This is a genomic window from Paenibacillus sp. FSL K6-1122, assembly GCF_037977015.1.
Lineage (GTDB): Bacteria > Bacillota > Bacilli > Paenibacillales > Paenibacillaceae > Paenibacillus > Paenibacillus amylolyticus.
This window is the reverse complement of record NZ_CP150272.1, coordinates 221495-239523: the sequence shown is the minus strand read 5'-3', so window position 1 is coordinate 239523 and position 18029 is coordinate 221495. Positions and strand designations below refer to the sequence as shown.

The 18029-nt window shown below is 45.6% G+C and carries 15 protein-coding genes; 5 read left to right on the top strand and 10 right to left on the bottom strand.

Going from position 1 to position 18029, the window contains the following annotated elements; all coding sequences use genetic code 11:
* Positions 1-160: 160 nt before the first annotated feature.
* On the bottom strand, positions 161-2944 hold the full coding sequence (locus tag NSQ20_RS01115; protein WP_340031637.1) for a glycoside hydrolase family 3 C-terminal domain-containing protein: 2784 nt from the start codon (positions 2942-2944) through the stop codon (positions 161-163).
* Between the two features lie 674 nt (positions 2945-3618).
* On the opposite strand from NSQ20_RS01115, the gene NSQ20_RS01110 reads away from it, so the two are divergent.
* Positions 3619-4299, top strand: a complete 681-nt coding sequence (locus NSQ20_RS01110) for a PBECR4 domain-containing protein (RefSeq protein ID WP_340031636.1) — start codon at positions 3619-3621, stop codon at positions 4297-4299.
* Positions 4300-4420: 121 nt separating this feature from the next.
* Here NSQ20_RS01110 and NSQ20_RS01105 read toward each other — a convergent pair whose 3' ends face one another.
* The 8 genes from NSQ20_RS01105 to NSQ20_RS01070 all read right to left on the bottom strand — a co-directional run bounded on the left by NSQ20_RS01105 (position 4421) and on the right by NSQ20_RS01070 (position 11386).
* Positions 4421-5509 carry a low temperature requirement protein A gene (locus NSQ20_RS01105; protein WP_340031635.1) on the bottom strand — a complete coding sequence of 363 codons (1089 nt, stop codon included), beginning with the start codon at positions 5507-5509 and terminating at the stop codon, positions 4421-4423.
* Between the two features lie 233 nt (positions 5510-5742).
* Positions 5743-6699 (bottom strand): ring-cleaving dioxygenase, encoded by a 957-nt coding sequence (locus NSQ20_RS01100; RefSeq protein WP_340031634.1) that lies wholly within the window; start codon positions 6697-6699, stop codon positions 5743-5745.
* An 86-nt stretch (positions 6700-6785) separates the two neighbouring features.
* Positions 6786-7013 (bottom strand): DUF896 domain-containing protein, encoded by a 228-nt coding sequence (locus NSQ20_RS01095; RefSeq protein ID WP_076254330.1) that lies wholly within the window; start codon positions 7011-7013, stop codon positions 6786-6788.
* Positions 7014-7202: 189 nt separating this feature from the next.
* Positions 7203-8246 carry an SPFH domain-containing protein gene (locus tag NSQ20_RS01090; protein WP_036674710.1) on the bottom strand — a complete coding sequence of 348 codons (1044 nt, stop codon included), beginning with the start codon at positions 8244-8246 and terminating at the stop codon, positions 7203-7205.
* Between the two features lie 46 nt (positions 8247-8292).
* On the bottom strand, positions 8293-9093 hold the full coding sequence (locus tag NSQ20_RS01085; RefSeq protein ID WP_340031633.1) for a TPM domain-containing protein: 801 nt from the start codon (positions 9091-9093) through the stop codon (positions 8293-8295).
* Positions 9090-10121: a hypothetical protein gene (locus NSQ20_RS01080; RefSeq protein ID WP_047841485.1), complete on the bottom strand. Its 1032-nt coding sequence runs from the start codon at positions 10119-10121 to the stop codon at positions 9090-9092. The genes NSQ20_RS01085 and NSQ20_RS01080 overlap by 4 nt, the downstream gene beginning before the upstream one ends.
* A 36-nt stretch (positions 10122-10157) precedes the next feature.
* A complete protein-coding gene (locus NSQ20_RS01075; RefSeq protein WP_340031631.1) occupies positions 10158-10862 on the bottom strand; it encodes a PspA/IM30 family protein in 705 nt (234 codons plus the stop codon).
* A gap of 305 nt (positions 10863-11167) precedes the next feature.
* Positions 11168-11386, bottom strand: a complete 219-nt coding sequence (locus NSQ20_RS01070) for a hypothetical protein (protein WP_340031630.1) — start codon at positions 11384-11386, stop codon at positions 11168-11170.
* 228 nt (positions 11387-11614) lie between these two features.
* Between NSQ20_RS01070 and NSQ20_RS01065 the strand changes: the two genes are divergently transcribed.
* The 4 genes from NSQ20_RS01065 to pdxA all read left to right on the top strand — a co-directional run bounded on the left by NSQ20_RS01065 (position 11615) and on the right by pdxA (position 16839).
* Positions 11615-13297: a PrpR N-terminal domain-containing protein gene (locus NSQ20_RS01065; protein WP_340031629.1), complete on the top strand. Its 1683-nt coding sequence runs from the start codon at positions 11615-11617 to the stop codon at positions 13295-13297.
* 166 nt (positions 13298-13463) lie between these two features.
* Positions 13464-14450 (top strand): 2-keto-3-deoxygluconate permease, encoded by a 987-nt coding sequence (locus tag NSQ20_RS01060; RefSeq protein WP_091038675.1) that lies wholly within the window; start codon positions 13464-13466, stop codon positions 14448-14450.
* Between the two features lie 95 nt (positions 14451-14545).
* Positions 14546-15841, top strand: coding sequence for a four-carbon acid sugar kinase family protein (locus tag NSQ20_RS01055; RefSeq protein ID WP_340031627.1), 1296 nt, complete (start codon positions 14546-14548; stop codon positions 15839-15841).
* Complete coding sequence (pdxA, locus tag NSQ20_RS01050; protein WP_340031626.1) at positions 15838-16839, top strand: 4-hydroxythreonine-4-phosphate dehydrogenase PdxA; 1002 nt, start codon at positions 15838-15840, stop codon at positions 16837-16839. The genes NSQ20_RS01055 and pdxA overlap by 4 nt, the downstream gene beginning before the upstream one ends.
* A gap of 201 nt (positions 16840-17040) precedes the next feature.
* On the opposite strand, the gene NSQ20_RS01045 is transcribed toward pdxA, so the two are convergent.
* Positions 17041-17964 carry an AraC family transcriptional regulator gene (locus tag NSQ20_RS01045; protein WP_340031624.1) on the bottom strand — a complete coding sequence of 308 codons (924 nt, stop codon included), beginning with the start codon at positions 17962-17964 and terminating at the stop codon, positions 17041-17043.
* Between the last annotated feature and the right edge of the window lie 65 nt (positions 17965-18029).

Here is an 18029-nt window from a genome sequence, read left to right as displayed (position 1 = left end):
AGAACTACGAATCTCATAACACTATCATAACAGTAGCTATTCTGTGTTACAACAAAGGACACCTGCGTACAGTGTCCTTTGTCATATACCCACGTATTCTGCTTTGGATGACAGAACAACCTTTCGATTGCTCTTACCACCTGATATTTCCGATTATCTTCTACACCTGCTTGAATTCGATCCAGTCAATCTGGAGGCCTGGTTTCGTGAAGTCCAGTTTCAATTCATACAGTCCTGCTTCAAGATCTACTTTAACAAGTTTCTGTCTGATCCATTTACCTTCCGTACCATTTGTTTGAATGGTGGTTACCAACTGATCATTCAGGAGCAGGTTACATGCACTTTGAGCGAGTTCCGGCTCAGGGGACATGATCTGTACGATAATCCGATAATGACCTGCCTCGTCCACTTTCATGTAGACGGGTTCAGCTACCGCAGGTTTCACCTGTGCGTTCTCAACCAGCGCCTGAGCTTGTGCAGCAGATAGGGATGCATTCGCTTGGAACGAAGCGACGTTCTCCACTATCTCGTGTTTTCTGCCGGACACCGGTGCATTCATGATGAACTTGCAGATGTTGATCGCCGAGCGTTGCAGTTCTCCGCGCGTGAGTGTTCCATTTTCCAAGGATTCAATCGTGTTATCGTCCCAGCCATTAATCTCTGCGCCGTAGTTCGGTACAACCATGTAGAGATCATTCTGCGCACGAATCATCCAGTTGGTGTATTTGCGATCAGCTTCTCCACCTTCGGTCACATCATTCATAATCGCCCACCAGTCGGTCATTACGATTCCCTCGAAATTCCATTCGCCACGCAAAATCGTGGTGTTCAGGTCGTAGTTGGATGCCGCCCAGTGTCCGTTAACCGGGTTGTAGGAAGTCATGATGGAGTTTGCTCCGCCTTCTTTTACAGCGATTTCGAACCCTTTCAGGTAAATTTCACGCAGTGCACGTTCGGACACAACAGCATCTACTTTACTGCGGTGTTTCTCCTGGTTGTTGCAGGCAAAGTGTTTCAGTGTGGCATTGGAACCACCCTTCATGATACCTTTCGTACATGCTGCGGCAAATACACCCGAGATCAGTGGATCTTCGGAGAAGTATTCAAAGTTCCGGCCATTGAGCGGGCTCCGGCGGATATTGAGTCCAGGTCCGAGCAGGGTATCTACCTGATTTCTCAGCAATTCCTGTCCTTCCATCACATACAACTCTTCAACAAGATCCTTGTTCCATGTCGCGGCAAGCAACGTACCAATGGATACCTGTGTTGCCTTCTCGCCACTATCCATACGAATACCGGACGGGCCATCTGCCGTACATGCTACCGGAATACCGTAGTTAAACAGGCTGTCGCTGACACCACCAAATGCAGATGCCGTCCCCGAAGTAACGAGCGGACTGCTCATGCCTTCGCCACGGACAATCGCCGCCAGATCCTGATCACTCAGTTGAGCGATGAAGGTTTCCAGACTTACTTTGCCAGCCTTAACGTCACTCAGCTTGTGGCCCTGGTTACCTGTCTGCTCCAGCGTTTGCGGGAGATTCTGCTCGATCCGGTTCGCCATGGATATCTTACGTTTCGGTACTTCTGCATAAGTCAGTTCATAAGATCCATCTTCCTTGCGCTTACCTGGTTTCATCCGTGTAAAATCTTCAGTTGGGGCCATCGCTTCTTGCAATTGCTCCACCAATTGAAGAGATTCAATACTATAGCCATCCTGGCCATCAATGCTGATATGCTGCACTTGTTTCACACTGGTTCCTACATGCAGTCGGTATGTGCCTTCTTCCAGAACATATGCGGAAGCAAAACCTGTAACGCCTGCATCATCGTAAGATGCCATGGCATGGATCGGGAAGCTGATCGTCAGAAGTTCTGACTCGCCCGGCTGCAACAATCCTGTTTTACCAAAAGCCACCAAAGCCTTCACCGGTTGTCCCAGTTTGCCTTGTGGTGCTTCATAATAGACTTGCACAACCTCTTTGCCCGCATATGTTGTACCTGAGTTGGTCACATTTACACGAACTTCAATGTAGGTTTCGCCGTCTTTGGACACTGATTTTGCTTCTTCGTGTTGGGCCAAAAACGTCGTATAAGACAGGCCGTAACCGAATTCAAACTGAACGCGCTCAGGTCGAAACGTTTCGAAATAACGATAACCTACATAGATATCTTCCTGATACAGGTTCTTGAACTCATTGCCGTAGTTGCTTGTCGAAGGGTAATCTTCAATGGAATATGCAATCGTATCTGTCAGTTTACCGCTTGGTGTAACGTCCCCCGCCAGCACATCGGCAATCGCATTACCACCCTCCATACCGCCATGCCATGAGTAAATTACGCCTTGGATCGGATGTAGATACGTTTCGTTTAACCAGCTCATGTCGATGATATTTGAGACATTCAACACAACGATTGTGTGTTCAAATTGCGAAGTAACTTGCTTCAACATCGCTTTCTCATCTTCTGTCAGTTGGTAACTTCCTGGCGCATCCGCATTATCCTGGTCTTCTCCTGCTGTACGTCCAATCACGATAATGGCTTTGCTGGATTTGCTTCTAGCCTGTGCAACCAGTTCATCCGTCAAAGGCATTTCTTTCTGATTCCATGGCTCGGCCGCCCATACTTTTCCGCCATCATCAAATGGATTTTCCTCGATCCACTTCTCATAGACAGCTGCCAGCTCTTCATTGACCGTTATATTCTTTTTGCTGCGAAGACCATCCAATAGATTCGTTGTATAAGCCACATGTACACTACCGCCTGAACCTGTACCGCTACGATAATAATTGACTTGAATCCGTCCAAAAACTGAAACGTTTTCGTTTTCACGAAGTGGAAGCACTTGGCCTTCATTTCTGAGTAAAACGGCTCCTTCAGCGGCAACCGTACGACTAAACTCTGCAAACCCTTCCAATGGAACTCCGATTTGATGTGTGCTCAATGATTTCCCTCCTGATTGTCATCCCCATATCTACGAATCGCTATATACAAAATGAACTAACAAAACGTGCGCTCATTTGATATAAAAGATATTCTATGATCTGGTAGATTCACTTGTTCATAGTCTCATATTAACAGATTCTATAGAAGAAATTAAATTAGATTTGTGCTTTTGAGAAGAAATTACCCTAACGTCAAAAGTTGCAGACACAATTACGCCGTTCCACGATGTAAGAACACGCTCATTCAATCAATTATTCGTTAAGAATACAATGATTCAAGGATAATATTTAGGGAATTATTTCCGATAAACGTATGGATAATACCTCCTATTTCGTTGAACTAAAAGGCTTTTGTGGTATACTAGTGATATCAACAAATTTGGAGCGTACTGTGCTCACCAGGGTTGCAACCCTTGGTTCCACTCCGCAGTGGACTTTAAATAAGATGCGGAATAGAGTAATTAGTTGCATAACACAAGGTAATACGGAATATACTATATTTGGACCCCTAGGGTCACTGGGGAAGGCGACCCCTAGTTCCACTCCGCGGTGGACTTTAAACAAGATGCGGAACAGAGCTTTTAGTCGCCACCATATTTTAATTGTGAAGGCGCTGGTTCTATCTACCTAGCGTCTTTTTTAGTTTGTAAATAGAAACTGTGAGGGAACCTATATGCTCGAAAGGATATCACATGTCCAGGACTTACACTCACTAGATGTAAAACCAAGAATAGATCAGATTAACCTAAAATTGCTCCTCGACTACTACATCAGCTATCTATTACCATATCGATTTACATACCACTTGGAAGACGGCTCCGTACTTCACTTAGATTTTAACAAAGAAAACTTTTGTCATCTTGTAGGCTTACAAAGTATTGTCAATAAAACTTTGAAGGAACGCGCAGCTTCAAAATATAGGGGCATGCCAGGTTTCAATGGTGTTATGAACGGTATAATTACGTTTGACGATTTAAAAAAGAAAAACAAGGGTGGATTCAATAGTGTAAAAAGTAAATTAGTTAATTTCCATCTCATTCCCAAGCTACTTATGTCTTCAACACAAGTCGTTTACTACACTCAACCGGTTAATAGTATTAATTGTGCCCTGTTGATATTTGATGTGTATCACAATGCTTACATCCATCTTGGAATAGATAAAATAGTGGAAGGAACATATGTAGCAAGAACGTTTCTTATCGAACCGATAACACAAAAAAATTCGGGCACTACGTTCATTGATGGTCAAAAAGGACCCATACCCATTGTTAAGACTTTAAAAATGTTAAGACCAGATACACAAGTAGCAGCCTCTACTGCTATCACCATCTCTGAATCATCAGATAACTATTAATGGTGGCTCATCTGGGATCAATTTCAGGTATAAACTAAATAACCGTTCTCCGGTATACTACTGGAAAACGGTTATTTAGTTGGTTTTGCTACCTAGAAGGTTATAGAATTCCTTTGATATATTAAGTCGTAAGTTTCGCATACACCAAGAAGAATAACATGTCTTCGCCCATGATCACATAAGCAGGAACCCGGTAGACCAGATCAACAAGGACAAATGCCACCAGTAAGCCCACCATGACTGCCAGATGACGTGGCCGGAGTCGTAGATGTGCGTGTCTGTAACGGTGGAACACAAGTGATGTCGACAAGAAATACAGTAACGCTGATCCAAATACAAACCCCAGCATGAACACATAGTTTAACTGATTCTGATATAACAGCTGAATTGAGGCAGCGATCATACTCATGGAGATGTAGATGAACAGATGGCCGTATATGATCGCTTGCCCGGCAGTCTGAATCTCTTTGCTGACCTTTTTCTCTACGTTGTCGAAGTATTGCCACCATATCGCAATGACAAAGATGGACGTAAAGGCGGCAAACAAGATGGATTTCATATCCCAATGATCGGCTTGCAGCACAGCGATAATGCTTACCACCGATTCACCCAGCAGGATAAGTGTAAAGAGCGCGAAACGTTCCAACAAGTGATGGGTCTGAACCGGTACCTTTACCAGGTTTTTGCGTCCGATCAACGGAAGTATGATGTCCACAGCAATCCCCGCATACAAAATCACGTAGCGTAACCAGGAATCGAAGAACAAAGAACCCGATGAGATCAATATGCCAATAAGGAAACAGATACCCAAGTAACGAGCCGCTTGCTGCTGATGCTCGCCTTTTGACTTGTGAGCCGTCAGATACTGAATCGCCGTAAATGCCCGTGAGCCGATATATCCAATGAAGAAGGACAGATAGTATTGGTCAAAATGGGTAGAGAGGCTCGCCGTCATGACCATAACGGACAGAAGCTGAAGGATGAGGAATATTCGATGGATCAGGATGTCTTGACCATAACGGTTAATAAACAAGGTCTGACCGACCCATGCCCACCAAACAGGGATAAAAATAAGCACAAACTTCATTAAATATTCAAACGTAATTACTCCATGTTCGGCATGTAACAAGACATGACCCGCTTTGGCGACCGCTGCTACAAAGAGCAGATCGTAAAACAGCTCCAGCCAGGTAACCTTTTTCTCCATCATCCTTCGTTGCTCCTTTGGTTTTTCTCATAATCTAACGTCAGCTATATAAGTTGAACTAAAGATGATTCACACATACACTTCGATGACCGAATAACCCTCCAATCGCTGTTATCCCCTGATTTTCCCTTTTCCTAAGGGAAAATCAGGGGATAGCGTATACTTCCGATGTAGCTTTCTTTCAGAAAGCTTTTAGGCGAACGCTTCGCTTTTTCAGGTTTTTTCTAGAACTCTTATTAGTTCGCAGCTGTAGCAGGTACGAGCGTTCTTACCACGATTGGTTGCAGATTGTCCTCAATTTGAGGGCGGTATTTCTCAAACCACTCAGGCAGCATCAATTTTTGTCCAAGCGAATCAGCAGGTTCATCTTTGGCAAAGCCCGGAGGATCTGTAGCAATTTCAAACAGAATGCCGCCAGCTTCTCTGAAGTAGATTGCGTTAAAGTACTGACGATCCCGCACTGGAGTCGGTTGGTACCCGTAATCACGTACAGCTTCGCTCCACTGTGCATGCTCCTCATCGTCTGTAGCGCGCCATGCAATATGGTGCACGGTTCCTGCCCCGCCCATACCCAGAGCCATACGGGTCACTGGAACATCTACGACATTACCGATATCCCCGCTGGACCGGAAACGGGCATACTCTTCATCTTCACTCACTCTGACAAATCCCAAAATTTTCTCAAGAGCATCCATCGTTCTTTGCGGGTTAACACTGAACAGGACAGCACCACCGAAGCCTTTGATTGCTTTATCTGTTGGAATGCCCTCGTGCGCCCAAGTGCTGGTTGCTCCCTCTTCCCGTTCAACAAGCTCAAGCCGCAAGCCTTCGCCATCTTCGAATTGAAGCAGGTCTTCATTGAAGCGACTTGTTTTGGTTACCTCAATGTTATACTGTTCCAGCCGATTCTGCCAGAAGCCAATCGACCCAGGAGGAATGACATAGGAAGTGATGCCGACCTGACCTCCGCCAATTTTGCCCCGTGGTGATCCAGCCGATGGGAAGAAGGTAATGATGGTACCTGGGCTTCCGTGTTCATCTCCAAAATACAGATGATATACATCAGGTGCATCGAAATTGATTGTTTTTTTCACCAGACGAAGTCCCAGAACTCCGGCATAAAAATCAACGTTGGCCTGTGGATCTCCTGCGAAAGCTGTAATATGGTGAATACCTGCTGTTTGAATAGTCATGATTAATTCCTCCTTGGTTTGGTAAGTGATTTATAGTAAGTTTGTATTATCTTTAAATTAAGATATATGATCTAGCGAATTATATTCTAGTTGTTATTTTGATTGGCCTGTTCTTGTTTCAATTTATCAGGAGTCACGTCATCGCCGTTTGGATCATAGATGGTTGCATTCAGCAGAATGTCGTTGACCGAACCGCGAAAAGTTTGCAGATATTCCTGGCGAAGACGAACCTGTTCCTCTTTCTCCATCTCCGTCAATCCGCCCTCTTTGGCTTTTCTTGAAAGTTCATTTATTCTGGTCAATGTTGGGATCATCATCTTGATCTCTCCTTGTGTAATGGATTAAAGATATTTGTTTGATTGTTATTTATATTCAAATTAAATATCTTAAGTTAAAGATAAATGATTTGTGATCTGTTGTCAACTCTTTTATCAAAAGTAAAAAGGGCTAGCTCCGCAGTAATTTCACTTACTACGAACCTAGCCCAACATTTATTTATTTGATTAGCCCAGCTTTTGACCACAATTCGGACAGAAGTTGGCTCCTTCATTTTTGGCTCCACAGTTCGGGCAGAAGTTTGGCTTCTTGTTGCCTTCTGTAGATGAAGAGTTACCTGAATCACCGTTGCTATTTCCCGCTGGTTTCTGATCGTTATTCTGATTCTGAGACGAATTGGAATTATTGTTCTGGTTTTGGCCTTGATTCTGGTTCATGTTTTTCATCATTTCATTGGCCATGTTCATACCCATCATCATGCCCGCCATATCCGAAGCCGCGCCGCCGCCCTGTACTTTACCGGATGAGATGCCGTCTGTCATGCTGACCTGTTGATACTTTTGCAGATTACCAATCATCTCATGCGAAGCGGTCTTTGTAATCATATCCTGAATCTCTTTTGGATAGTTGAAGCTCATCACCTGGAAACCGGTAATCCCAATGCCGATGTCCATCATCTGCATATCCAGATCTTCCTGAATCCCTTTGGCAATATCCGATGCATTGGCCTGCAGGTTGAACATATCCTTCCCTTCGCGGCTAATCCACTTCATTAGAAGCTGATCCAGCACGGAAGTGATTCGGATTTTGACATCCTCCACCAGATAACTCTGCTTGATCCCTGCAATCTTATCAATCAGGGTGACATAGTCACTTACTTTAAAATTAAATGTACCGTTGGCCCGAATCGGCATCCCGCCCGGCAGTTGTGGTGTTGGAATCAACACCGGACTTTGTGTGCCCCACCGCACGGTGAACTCTTTTGTATTTACAAACAAGACTTCGACCCGCATGCCGCTGTTGAATCCAAATTTGAATCCTTTTAATGTAGAAAGAAACGGAATGATCTCGGAATCGATATTAAATGATCCTTCGTCCTCGAAAATCCCTTCCACTTTACCGTTATTCAGGAAAATGGCGTCCTGACCCGAACGGATGATCAGTTTACTCCCCTTCTTGATCTCCCGGTTGCTCCACTTCCAAAATATCATGTCATCTCTAAACTCTTCCCATTCCACCACATTCGAAAACTGATTTCTGAAAAATCCCATATTCGTTTCCATCCCTTCTATTTAACGTAATCCGATTACTCAGTTACTAAAACGACCCTCTACTTCCACTGTGTGAGTGACCACCTCGCGAGGTACCCCCGCCTCCTCCTCCGCCACCGTTGTTATTGTTCTTCTCGATTTTGCGCTTGGTTACGGTTGTACGGATATAACGATCCTGACGATCAATTACACTGGAATTGCTTGAATCCTCATAAGTCGCACGATTGACCGTGACACGTCCCCCGGATCGATAGGTCATAATACCAACAACAATACCGCCAAGAACTACAGATACTCCCAACTGAAACCAACCGTTGAACAAAATATTGTTTGGATTCACACCAGGTTCATACCCCATATATTTGTAAGAGAGCTCAATATATTTCTCAAATGCGAGTTTATAATCCCCACTGGACAATTCAGAGGTAATTCGGGTACGGATAGCATCAAGCCGCTGATCGCTCAGATATTCTTTTGCCTTATAAAATCCAGCCAGATACACTTCACGATTATTCATATCCATCGTCAATATGACAGCATTACCATGTTCTTTATCGTATCCTAGCCTCTGCTCATCATAAAAATCTTCAGTTAAGAGTATAACATCCTGATTCTCAACATTATTTGTTGTCAAAATAACAAAATCCGTCTGCCGTTCCGCGCCATACTGATTCGCAAGTAGATTCAATTCACTTATCTCCTGCTCACTCAGGAGGTTGGCCTCATCGTAGATGAGATTTTTGCTCTCCGCTGCGGATGCCGATGACATGGGAATCAACGGAGCGACAAGGGTTATCATAAGTAAAATAAGCGTAGCGATCACGGCCAGAGGGGTTCTTTTTCTCATAGGAATCCACCTCCCATCATCCAGGAAACCAGCTTCAGTGATAGCAAGGAAACCGCAGAGACTCCTGCGAACCATCCAGCTACTTTGGCTTTGCTGATCGGCGGTTTACCGACCACTTTACCTGTCTGGCCATTCATGGCAAAGGTATACTGCGCACGATTATAGTCATAGTTGACCATCCACACCGGGAGCAGCACATAGTCTGCATTTTTGAGCGTAGTATCAATCTGTTTGTCCGTGTAGCTCACGCTGCTATATCCGGATACGGTTGAAGCAATATAAGAATCAATGTACGATCTCGTTTTATCCTTGGCCCGTGGAAAAAGTTCCTCGTCCGTATAACTGTATTTTTCCGCAATGTACCCCGCCAGATACGGGGTCTTGAACAATTTCAGCTGATTATATGGGAAAGGCTCCAGCTTATCCATCAGTTCATCCTTCATTTTCTCCGACGCATCAATGGGCAGATTCACATAATTCAGCCGAATTCGGCGGTATATATCAAAATGCTGTGTTTCGGTGTAATGGTAGTCACCCTGGGTGTAGGATCTGACCTTGGTGCCACGACCATGCACTTCGATTTTGTTATGTAACTCGTACAACCAGAACGGCACGTACATACCAGTAATGCTCTGAATCCGATCGGCGGACATGAAGCCACTTGGCGTTAAGAGGCCGTTTTTGCACCACTTTTTGAAAGCCTGCTTGGCTTGATCCTTGTTGATGGAAAAGGGAATCACCATCGCAGGGGCCAGATTGCCCGTCAGCCGATCACTGAGTACAACCGCCGCACCGCAGAAACTGCATGTCGTCGCACTGGTCTCCGGCTCCGTGACAATGTCAGCTCCGCAGCTGTTACAGTGGTATTCTTTGACTTCATTTTCGGTGAATACTTGTCTCTTTAAAGGATCGGGAATCTGCTCTATGTTGTCCTGGCGGCCGCAGCTGGGACAGGATAATGCACCTGACACACTGTCAAAGATCATACCACTGCCGCAGTTTGGACATTTATATTCAATAACCGGCATCTGCTCACCTCAATGTTAACGAAATGGTGTAACGTATTATTTATTCTTCAGCTTTTCATGAATCGCTGCGAGTTCTTCCTCCGCATTTGGCGACGTATTTTCATTATTACCCGCTTGGGCGTTCATGTCCCTCTCCAACTGGGCAATTAATTCGTCCAAATCATCTTCCTGTGCTCCAGCGCGAAGTTCTGCCAGTGCCTCTGCTTCGTTTAGCGCCTGGTTCGCCTTGTCTTCCATGGCCTTCAATGCAGCATCAGCCCTGCCCGCAGATGCATTCCGTTCATTGGCCTGTTGCTGCGCCTTTGCATCTGCCATGCGACCTTTCAGTTCTGCATGCCGCGCCTCCAATTGCCCCAGATCTGCAACCAGTTTATCGTTCATATGTTTCATCATCTTCGCTTTGGCGGAAGCACGTTCATAGGCAGCCTGTAATTCATTCAATTTGTCAGCCAGCTTCACTTTCTTCTCCAGAAAACCGCGGGCCTTATCTTCGTCTCCCGACTCCGCCGATTTCTCCGCATACCGCTGTAACTTCTTGACCTCGGCGCTGCACTCATCCAATGCTCGCTTCGCCCGGCTCTCATCTGACAGCACCGCCGTTGTCTCAGCCTTCACCTGACCCAGATCACTGCTCAGGCTTCGCATATACTCATTCACGCTCTTCTCCGGGTCTTCCGCCCGAGATAACATGTGGTTCACATTCGCCTTCATCACGTCTCTAAACCTCGATAAGATTCCCATTACTTGTTCCTCCTCCGAAAAGTTCATATGTATACTATAATACATGAATACGCCCACATACGTTTCACATTTCACGATGGCAAGTGGAGTTACTACGATCCAAATCCATACTATAAAAACGTAATATAAGAAAAGACGAGCACTTATAGTGTCGCCTTATAATCAAAAAAATCACTCATAATTATCAGTATCATTCTTCCTCAATCACAGTTCGTTAATGAATTGCATACTTTCATCTGCGATCCGATTTGGATCGGTATTATGGGTTTTAGTCCTTTGCTCCTATTCCACAAATCCCTACCTAACTATGGCTCCACCGGAAGACTCTCCACCGCTGTGAAAAACACATCCAATAGTTCAACGTTATACGTTTTATGGGCGTATTCGCTTATTAACGCTACATCCTCTTCCCTTTGATACTCCAGACATGGACGGCCCTCACTCCACAGTACCCTGCACGAAAACTTTCCGACAACATCCTTAATGATGTGATCCGGCTCAGCTACTTTATGAATGTCTCCCATATGAAATCTCCTCGCTTCTCCACACTTATCATGTGCAATTATGCATTAATTTTGAGATAGATAACGATTCGATTCAGTGTACTTCATCACATTCCACTCGGAGAGTTATGAAGGCATATCACACAGGCATTTTGCAGACACAACAGGGCTGCTTCCCCCATAGGTGCCATTCCTTCGCAAGTTGGCTATAATAAGGGGATCAAAGTTTTCTATAAAGGCAGGAAAATTATGCGTACACGAGTTCACTTTATTGCTCCCTACGAATCGATGATTCCTATTATACAAGAGTGCATTCCTCGCTTTCCCCAGTTAACCATTCAGACGGACGTGGGCGACTTGGCAAACGGTGTGGAATTAGCAACTCAAGCTGAGAAAAACGGTGCAGAGATTATCATCAGCCGCGGCGGAACCGCCCAACTCATTAAAAAAGCAGTGACCATTCCCGTCATTGATGTGCAGTTATCGGGCTATGATATGATTCGTTCACTTACACTGGCAAGCCAGTTTAACGGCCAAACAGCCATTGTTGGCTTCTCCAACATCACCTCTGGTGCACAATCGATTATTGATCTGATGGATCTGCCCCTCAAGGTCTATACCATACATAGCTCGGAAGATGTCGCCCGATTACTCTTGGAGTTGAAAGCTTCCGGGTACCGACAGATTGTCGGAGATGTGATCACCGTCAACACTGCGAAGACCTATGGTCTGGAGGGATTGTTAATCCAATCTGGACAGGAATCCATCCTTAGAGCGATGGAGGATGCACAGCTGGTCTACCGTTATTTGAGCAAAAATCATGCGATATCGATCATCCTGAATGACCTGGTTACACGGGAACATCCCAATTTACTTATTTTAAATGAACGGAATGAAGTTGTATTCGAGAACCTGACCGATTTTGAGAAAAATCCGCTGACCGATAATCACATATATCTGACCAATACCAGTCTGGAGTTCCATCAATCCCAGATCCAAAATGTGTTCATGGTGGACGATTACCAGCTCACGGTTAACGCCTATGAAACGACCCTGGACAACAAGAACTACAAGGTATATATGCTGGAAAAAGGACAACCCTATGCCTTTGCACAATTCGGCATAACAACGTTTACGGACGCATCGATGGAGCCTATCGTTGCCGAATCCCCTGCCATGCAGGCGGTATTACAGAACATTCGGGCACTCTACGAGAATCATGAACCGATCTATCTGCGGGGTGAAGCAGATTCCGGTAAATCTTTTCTGGTCAAACATATTCATCAGATGTACTCCGGTGGCGGACTCTTATTACAGATGGATCTCTCGCAAGTTCCGCCCGGTCATTTGCACAAGATACCACTCACCAAGGTTAGAAATGTAGAGATTAACCACATGGAAACACGTATGGAAGATCCGGAGTTGCTCGCCTTTATCCAGAGCTGCCTTCAAAATCAGATTGGGGTGTTTATACTCGGGGAACAGATAATGAACCCGCAGTGGTCACTTGATCTGGAGCTTAATACAATCATGATGCCAAATCTTGCGGATAGACCAGAGGATCTGGCTCCACTGATGCAGCATTTCCTGACGGATTACTACCACAAATACGGAACTACTGCGGTGAGAATCAAAGAAGATGCTCTGCAGCTGATCCAAGATCAGATCACACATATGAATGTCAACCAGCTGAAACATCTGATCAAGCAGGCTGCACTCAACGAACAAGATTATGTAATCACCACGGCTACCTTGTCCCGCTTGCTGGATCAGCAACCTTCTTCAAGCCCAATGAAGTTGAACGGTACGCTGAAGGAGATTGAGAAGGAAGTTATTCAGATCGTGCTTCAGGAGGAAAATAACAATCAATCGAAGGCTGCAGAGCGTCTGGGGATTAACCGGGCCACATTATGGCGTAAACTTAAAGATTAACTTTAAGTTTGCGTCTTTTTTATTGCTTTTATGTGTTGCATTTTTAAACAGTTACGTATGTATTTAAAATTTACAATAATTTATTGTTGCTATATTAAACGATATGGGATAATATAATCCCTGCAAGCGCTTCATAAAAACGATTACTTCATAAGGAGCTACTACTATGAACATTAAAGCAACTTTAGATCGCATCCCTGGCGGTATGATGGTCGTTCCCCTGTTACTTGGTGCAACCATCAATACATTCTTCCCGAATGCCTTGCGCATTGGCGGATTCACGGAAGCGCTTTTTGTCAACAGTGCCAGTACTTTGATTGCCCTGTTCCTGTTCATTGCGGGTACACAGATTACGTTTAAAACAGCAGGTTCCTCTGTCGGCAAAGGTTTGACCTTGCTTACGTTCAAATGGGTGATTGGTGCAGCCCTTGGTTTTATCGCTATTTTGTTCGCGGATTCAAACGGGTTATTTCTCGGCCTGGCCCCGCTTGCCATTATTGCTGCGATGACTAACTCCAACGGCGGTTTGTACATTGCTCTCGCCGGCCAATACGGGAAAGAAGATGACAAAGCAGCCTACCCTTTCCTGGCACTCAGTGATGGTCCTTTCCTGACCATGGTAGCGCTCTCCGTCTTTGGTGCGATGGGTTTTGCGAACGGTATGTTTTCCCCTATGGCCTTTGTTGCGGTATTGCTTCCACTCATCGTTGGTGTCATTATTGGTAATCTGGACCGCAATCTGGCGGAATGGCTGCATAAAGGCAGTGACAAACTTGTTCCGTTCTTTGCATTTGCTCTGGGTATGAACATTAGCTTCTCCTCCATCATTCAAGGTGGTCTTAGCGGAATTTTACTGGGTGTGTTAACCGTGTTATTAACGGGCGGAATCGGTTTCCTGCTCTTTAAAGCCATCGGCTGGAACCCCATCGTGGGTGCTTCCGAAGGTTCAACAGCCGGGAATGCCGTAGGTACACCTGCTGCCATCGTGGCTGCTAATGCTTCATTTGGCCCAATTGCCGAGATTGCTACGGTACAAATTGCAGCGAGCGTTGTAACAACAGCCATCCTGTTGCCGATCTTCATCGGGTTCCTCTCCAAACGACTGGAGAAATCAGGTGGAGTCGAGAAATACAATCAACGACCAACCACATAAATGGGTATCACCTGATTTAATGTGCTTAATCTGTGCTTAATGGATGATCTGAACGGACTTTTTATTAAATTGTGCTTACAAGGAGGGATGACTGCATGAAATTAGCCATTATTGCAGATGATTTGACCGGTGCCAATGACAGCGGGGTGCAGCTTGCCCGTCACGGCTTGAAGACCAGTGTTCTTTTTAATATAGATGAAGGCCCTCTTACACGTTACGATGCCGTCGTCTTTGATACAGATAGTCGTTCCATATCCTCGCAGGAAGCGTATGACCGTGTATATCGGGCTGCTGAATTGCTGACGAACAACGGATTTGAGACGATTTTCAAAAAAATGGACTCCACCATGCGTGGTAATATCGGCATCGAGATTGATGCTGTATATGATGTCGTACAGCCGGACTTTATGATGATTGCCCCGGGTTATCCCAAAAATAACCGGACGATATTGGAAGGAATTCATTACCTGAACGGCGTTCCGCTGGCAGATACTGAAATTGCCCATGATCCGAAGACACCTGTAACGATTTCCTACCTTCCGGACTTGTTGAAACAACAGACCAAGTACGAAGTTGGCGAAATCACCGTCGCCGATCTGGAAGCCGGGCAGAATCATATTCGCACCAAGCTAGAGCAGTTGAAAACAAATAATATCCCGTATGTAATGGTGGACTCCACCGAAGAAAGACATCTGGAACTGATTCTGCAGATGACTCGCGAGTTGGAGTATACGTTTACTTGGGCAGGTTCGGCGGGTATTGCCAATTATCTCCCCGCGCATTACGAGTTGGAATCCAGGGCTGCATCACTTGAGATCCCGGAGAATTCCGGTCCAATTCTAACGGTGGTCGGCAGCGTGAACAAAAACTCCCGAGAGCAGCTGCATCGATTGATGCGCAAGTCCCGCGTAGCTTCAGTCTCCTTCCATTCTTTCAAAGCGGTATCCGCAACCGCAGACCGCGCGGAAGAGATGGAACGTGTCTATAACGAGGTCCGAGACAAAGCGCTGGAAGGACAAGATGTTGTCCTCTACTCCACGGCTGAACAGGTAGATATCGAACTGGCACGAGCAACGGGCGAAATTCGCGGTCTCAATCACACGGAAGTCAGCAACGAGATTGTACTTGCGATGGGTGAGATCTGTGCCAGACTGCTGGAAGAAGGAGTGTTCAAAGGGGTATCCATGACCGGCGGTGATACAGCTAAACAAATCTGTCTGAAATGGAATATTAGCGGCTTCGAGCTGCTGGATGAGCTTGAAATCGGCGTGCCGATCTCCAAGTTTATAGGGATTGATGATCTGCATGTGATTACCAAAGCAGGCGGATTCGGTAAACCGGATGTCTTTATCCATGCGATTCAAAAATTAAAAGGGGGTATTCTCGTATGAAACCTACAATTGGAATTACGATGGGCGACGCAGCAGGTATTGGACCGGAGATTATTATGAAAGCACTGGGTCATCAAGAAATGTACGATCAGTGCAATCCACTCGTTATCGGTGATGCGAAGATTCTGGAGCGTGTGTTGCCTGTCATCGGCTCAAGTCTGAACGTTAATGCGATTCAAGAGCCTTCTGAAGCCAAGTATGAATTCGGTACTGTGGATGTGATTGATCTGAACCTCGTTCCTGCGGATCTGGAATACGGTAAAGTATCTGCCGTGGCTGGAGATGCAGCATTCCAGTTTCTCGCCAAAGCCATTGATCTTGCCAAAAAACAGCAGATTCACTCCATCTGCACCGCACCTTTGAATAAAGAAGCTCTCCATCAAGGGGGGCACCTGTATCCGGGGCACACCGAGATTCTGGCTGACCTGACGGATACGCAGGACTTCTCGATGATGCTGACCACGCCGAATCTACGCGTTATTCACCTGACAACACACATGGGTCTGATCGATGCCATTGCGAGTATTAACCCGGAAAGAACCTACACCGTCGTGAAGCTTGCTCATGATACGTTGAAAAAAGCAGGCTTTGAGAATCCGCGCGTTGCCGTATGCGGAATCAATCCTCATGCCGGAGAGAACGGCTTGTTCGGTAATGGTGAAGAAGAAGAGAAACTGCAGCCCGGCATTGAGCGTGCGCAGCAGGAAGGCATTAACGTCGTTGGTCCACTCCCGGCGGACACACTCTTCTTCCGCGCTGGTCGCGGTGACTTCGATATCGTTGTAGCCTGCTACCACGACCAAGGTCATGCACCGATCAAGGTGATGGGCATTGAGGAAGGTGTGAACATCACCGTTGGCCTGAAAGGTGGTATCATCCGTACGTCTGTTGACCACGGTACGGCCTTTGATATCGCTGGCAAAAATATCGCAGATGATAAAAGCATGCTGGCTGCCATCCGCTCCGCTATTGAGCTGGCGCCGAAGGATCGACTTTAAGAGTAACCGTTATACGGGGTATATGAATAATTCTCGTTTTTCAACCATCATTAGGCATACGTAATCTATATAATAGAAGGAAAAAGGCAATCCCTTTGTAACTTAGAGGGTTTGCCCTTTTCTATATCTTCATATATTTGTGGCTATCGCCATTCATGCAGCACATCTCCATGGACATTTCCCGATCATCTCTGTCTTCAGTCAGCGCTCAGGCCTACCCAAGGATATCACTTCACGCTCGCTCTGCGAACGTCTGCTTCGGCGATATGCACTTGGTGACATTCCGTTCTGTTTGTTGAAGATGCGGTTGAACTGGGAAAAGCTTGTGAACCCACACTGTGCAGCAATATCTGTGATTTTCTCACTCGAATTCAGCAACATTTGCTGGGCATTCCGAATACGGGTCATCTGCACGTACTCTGTGAAGGTGAAGCCGGTAACCTTATTGAATTGGCGAGACAAGTGATGGGCACTTACATAAAAGCGCTTGGATACCTCGTCCAAAGATAAATCCTGCTGATAATGGCTGTGAATATAAGAGGCAATGGCATACATGCGCCTGGACATCGTTGATCCAGTCTCTTCACGCACATACCCGTTCTCTGGTGAGTAACGATGAAGAGCACAGAGAAACTCCACGAACTTGCTATGAATCATAACCGATTGAAGGACAGAAGACTGCTGCGATATAGCAAAAATATCATTGATCGGCGCGAGGACTTCCTTGCGTCTTTCTTCTGTAAATCGGAATATCGGGACCGGTTTATTAAAAATCGAAAACAGCTCTGTGTAACCGCTCTCAAGACCAGGTGTATTACGTGGCATGGCAAAGGTGATCATCAATCGTTTCGGCGGGGCACCCTTCGGATATTGCGTTTTATGCAGCAATGAAGGCCGCAGCAGAACGATATCCAGAGGCTGGATCTCATATAAACTGCCTTCAATGATGTGCGCAGCTGTTCGATCCAGAAGAATACAGATTTCATAGAAATCATGGAAATGCTGAAATTCCATATTCAGTTCATGGGAGCGCTCGTCATAATCCAGATGATAAAAAAGTGAATCTCCAGGCTGGTTCACATGGATCGCATATCCTTGCTCGTATGCCAAAACCGATGGTGTCATGGACATGCCCCCTATCCTGATTCTAATGATTTTATTTTAGCATGAAATGCAATAAAAAGACGTTA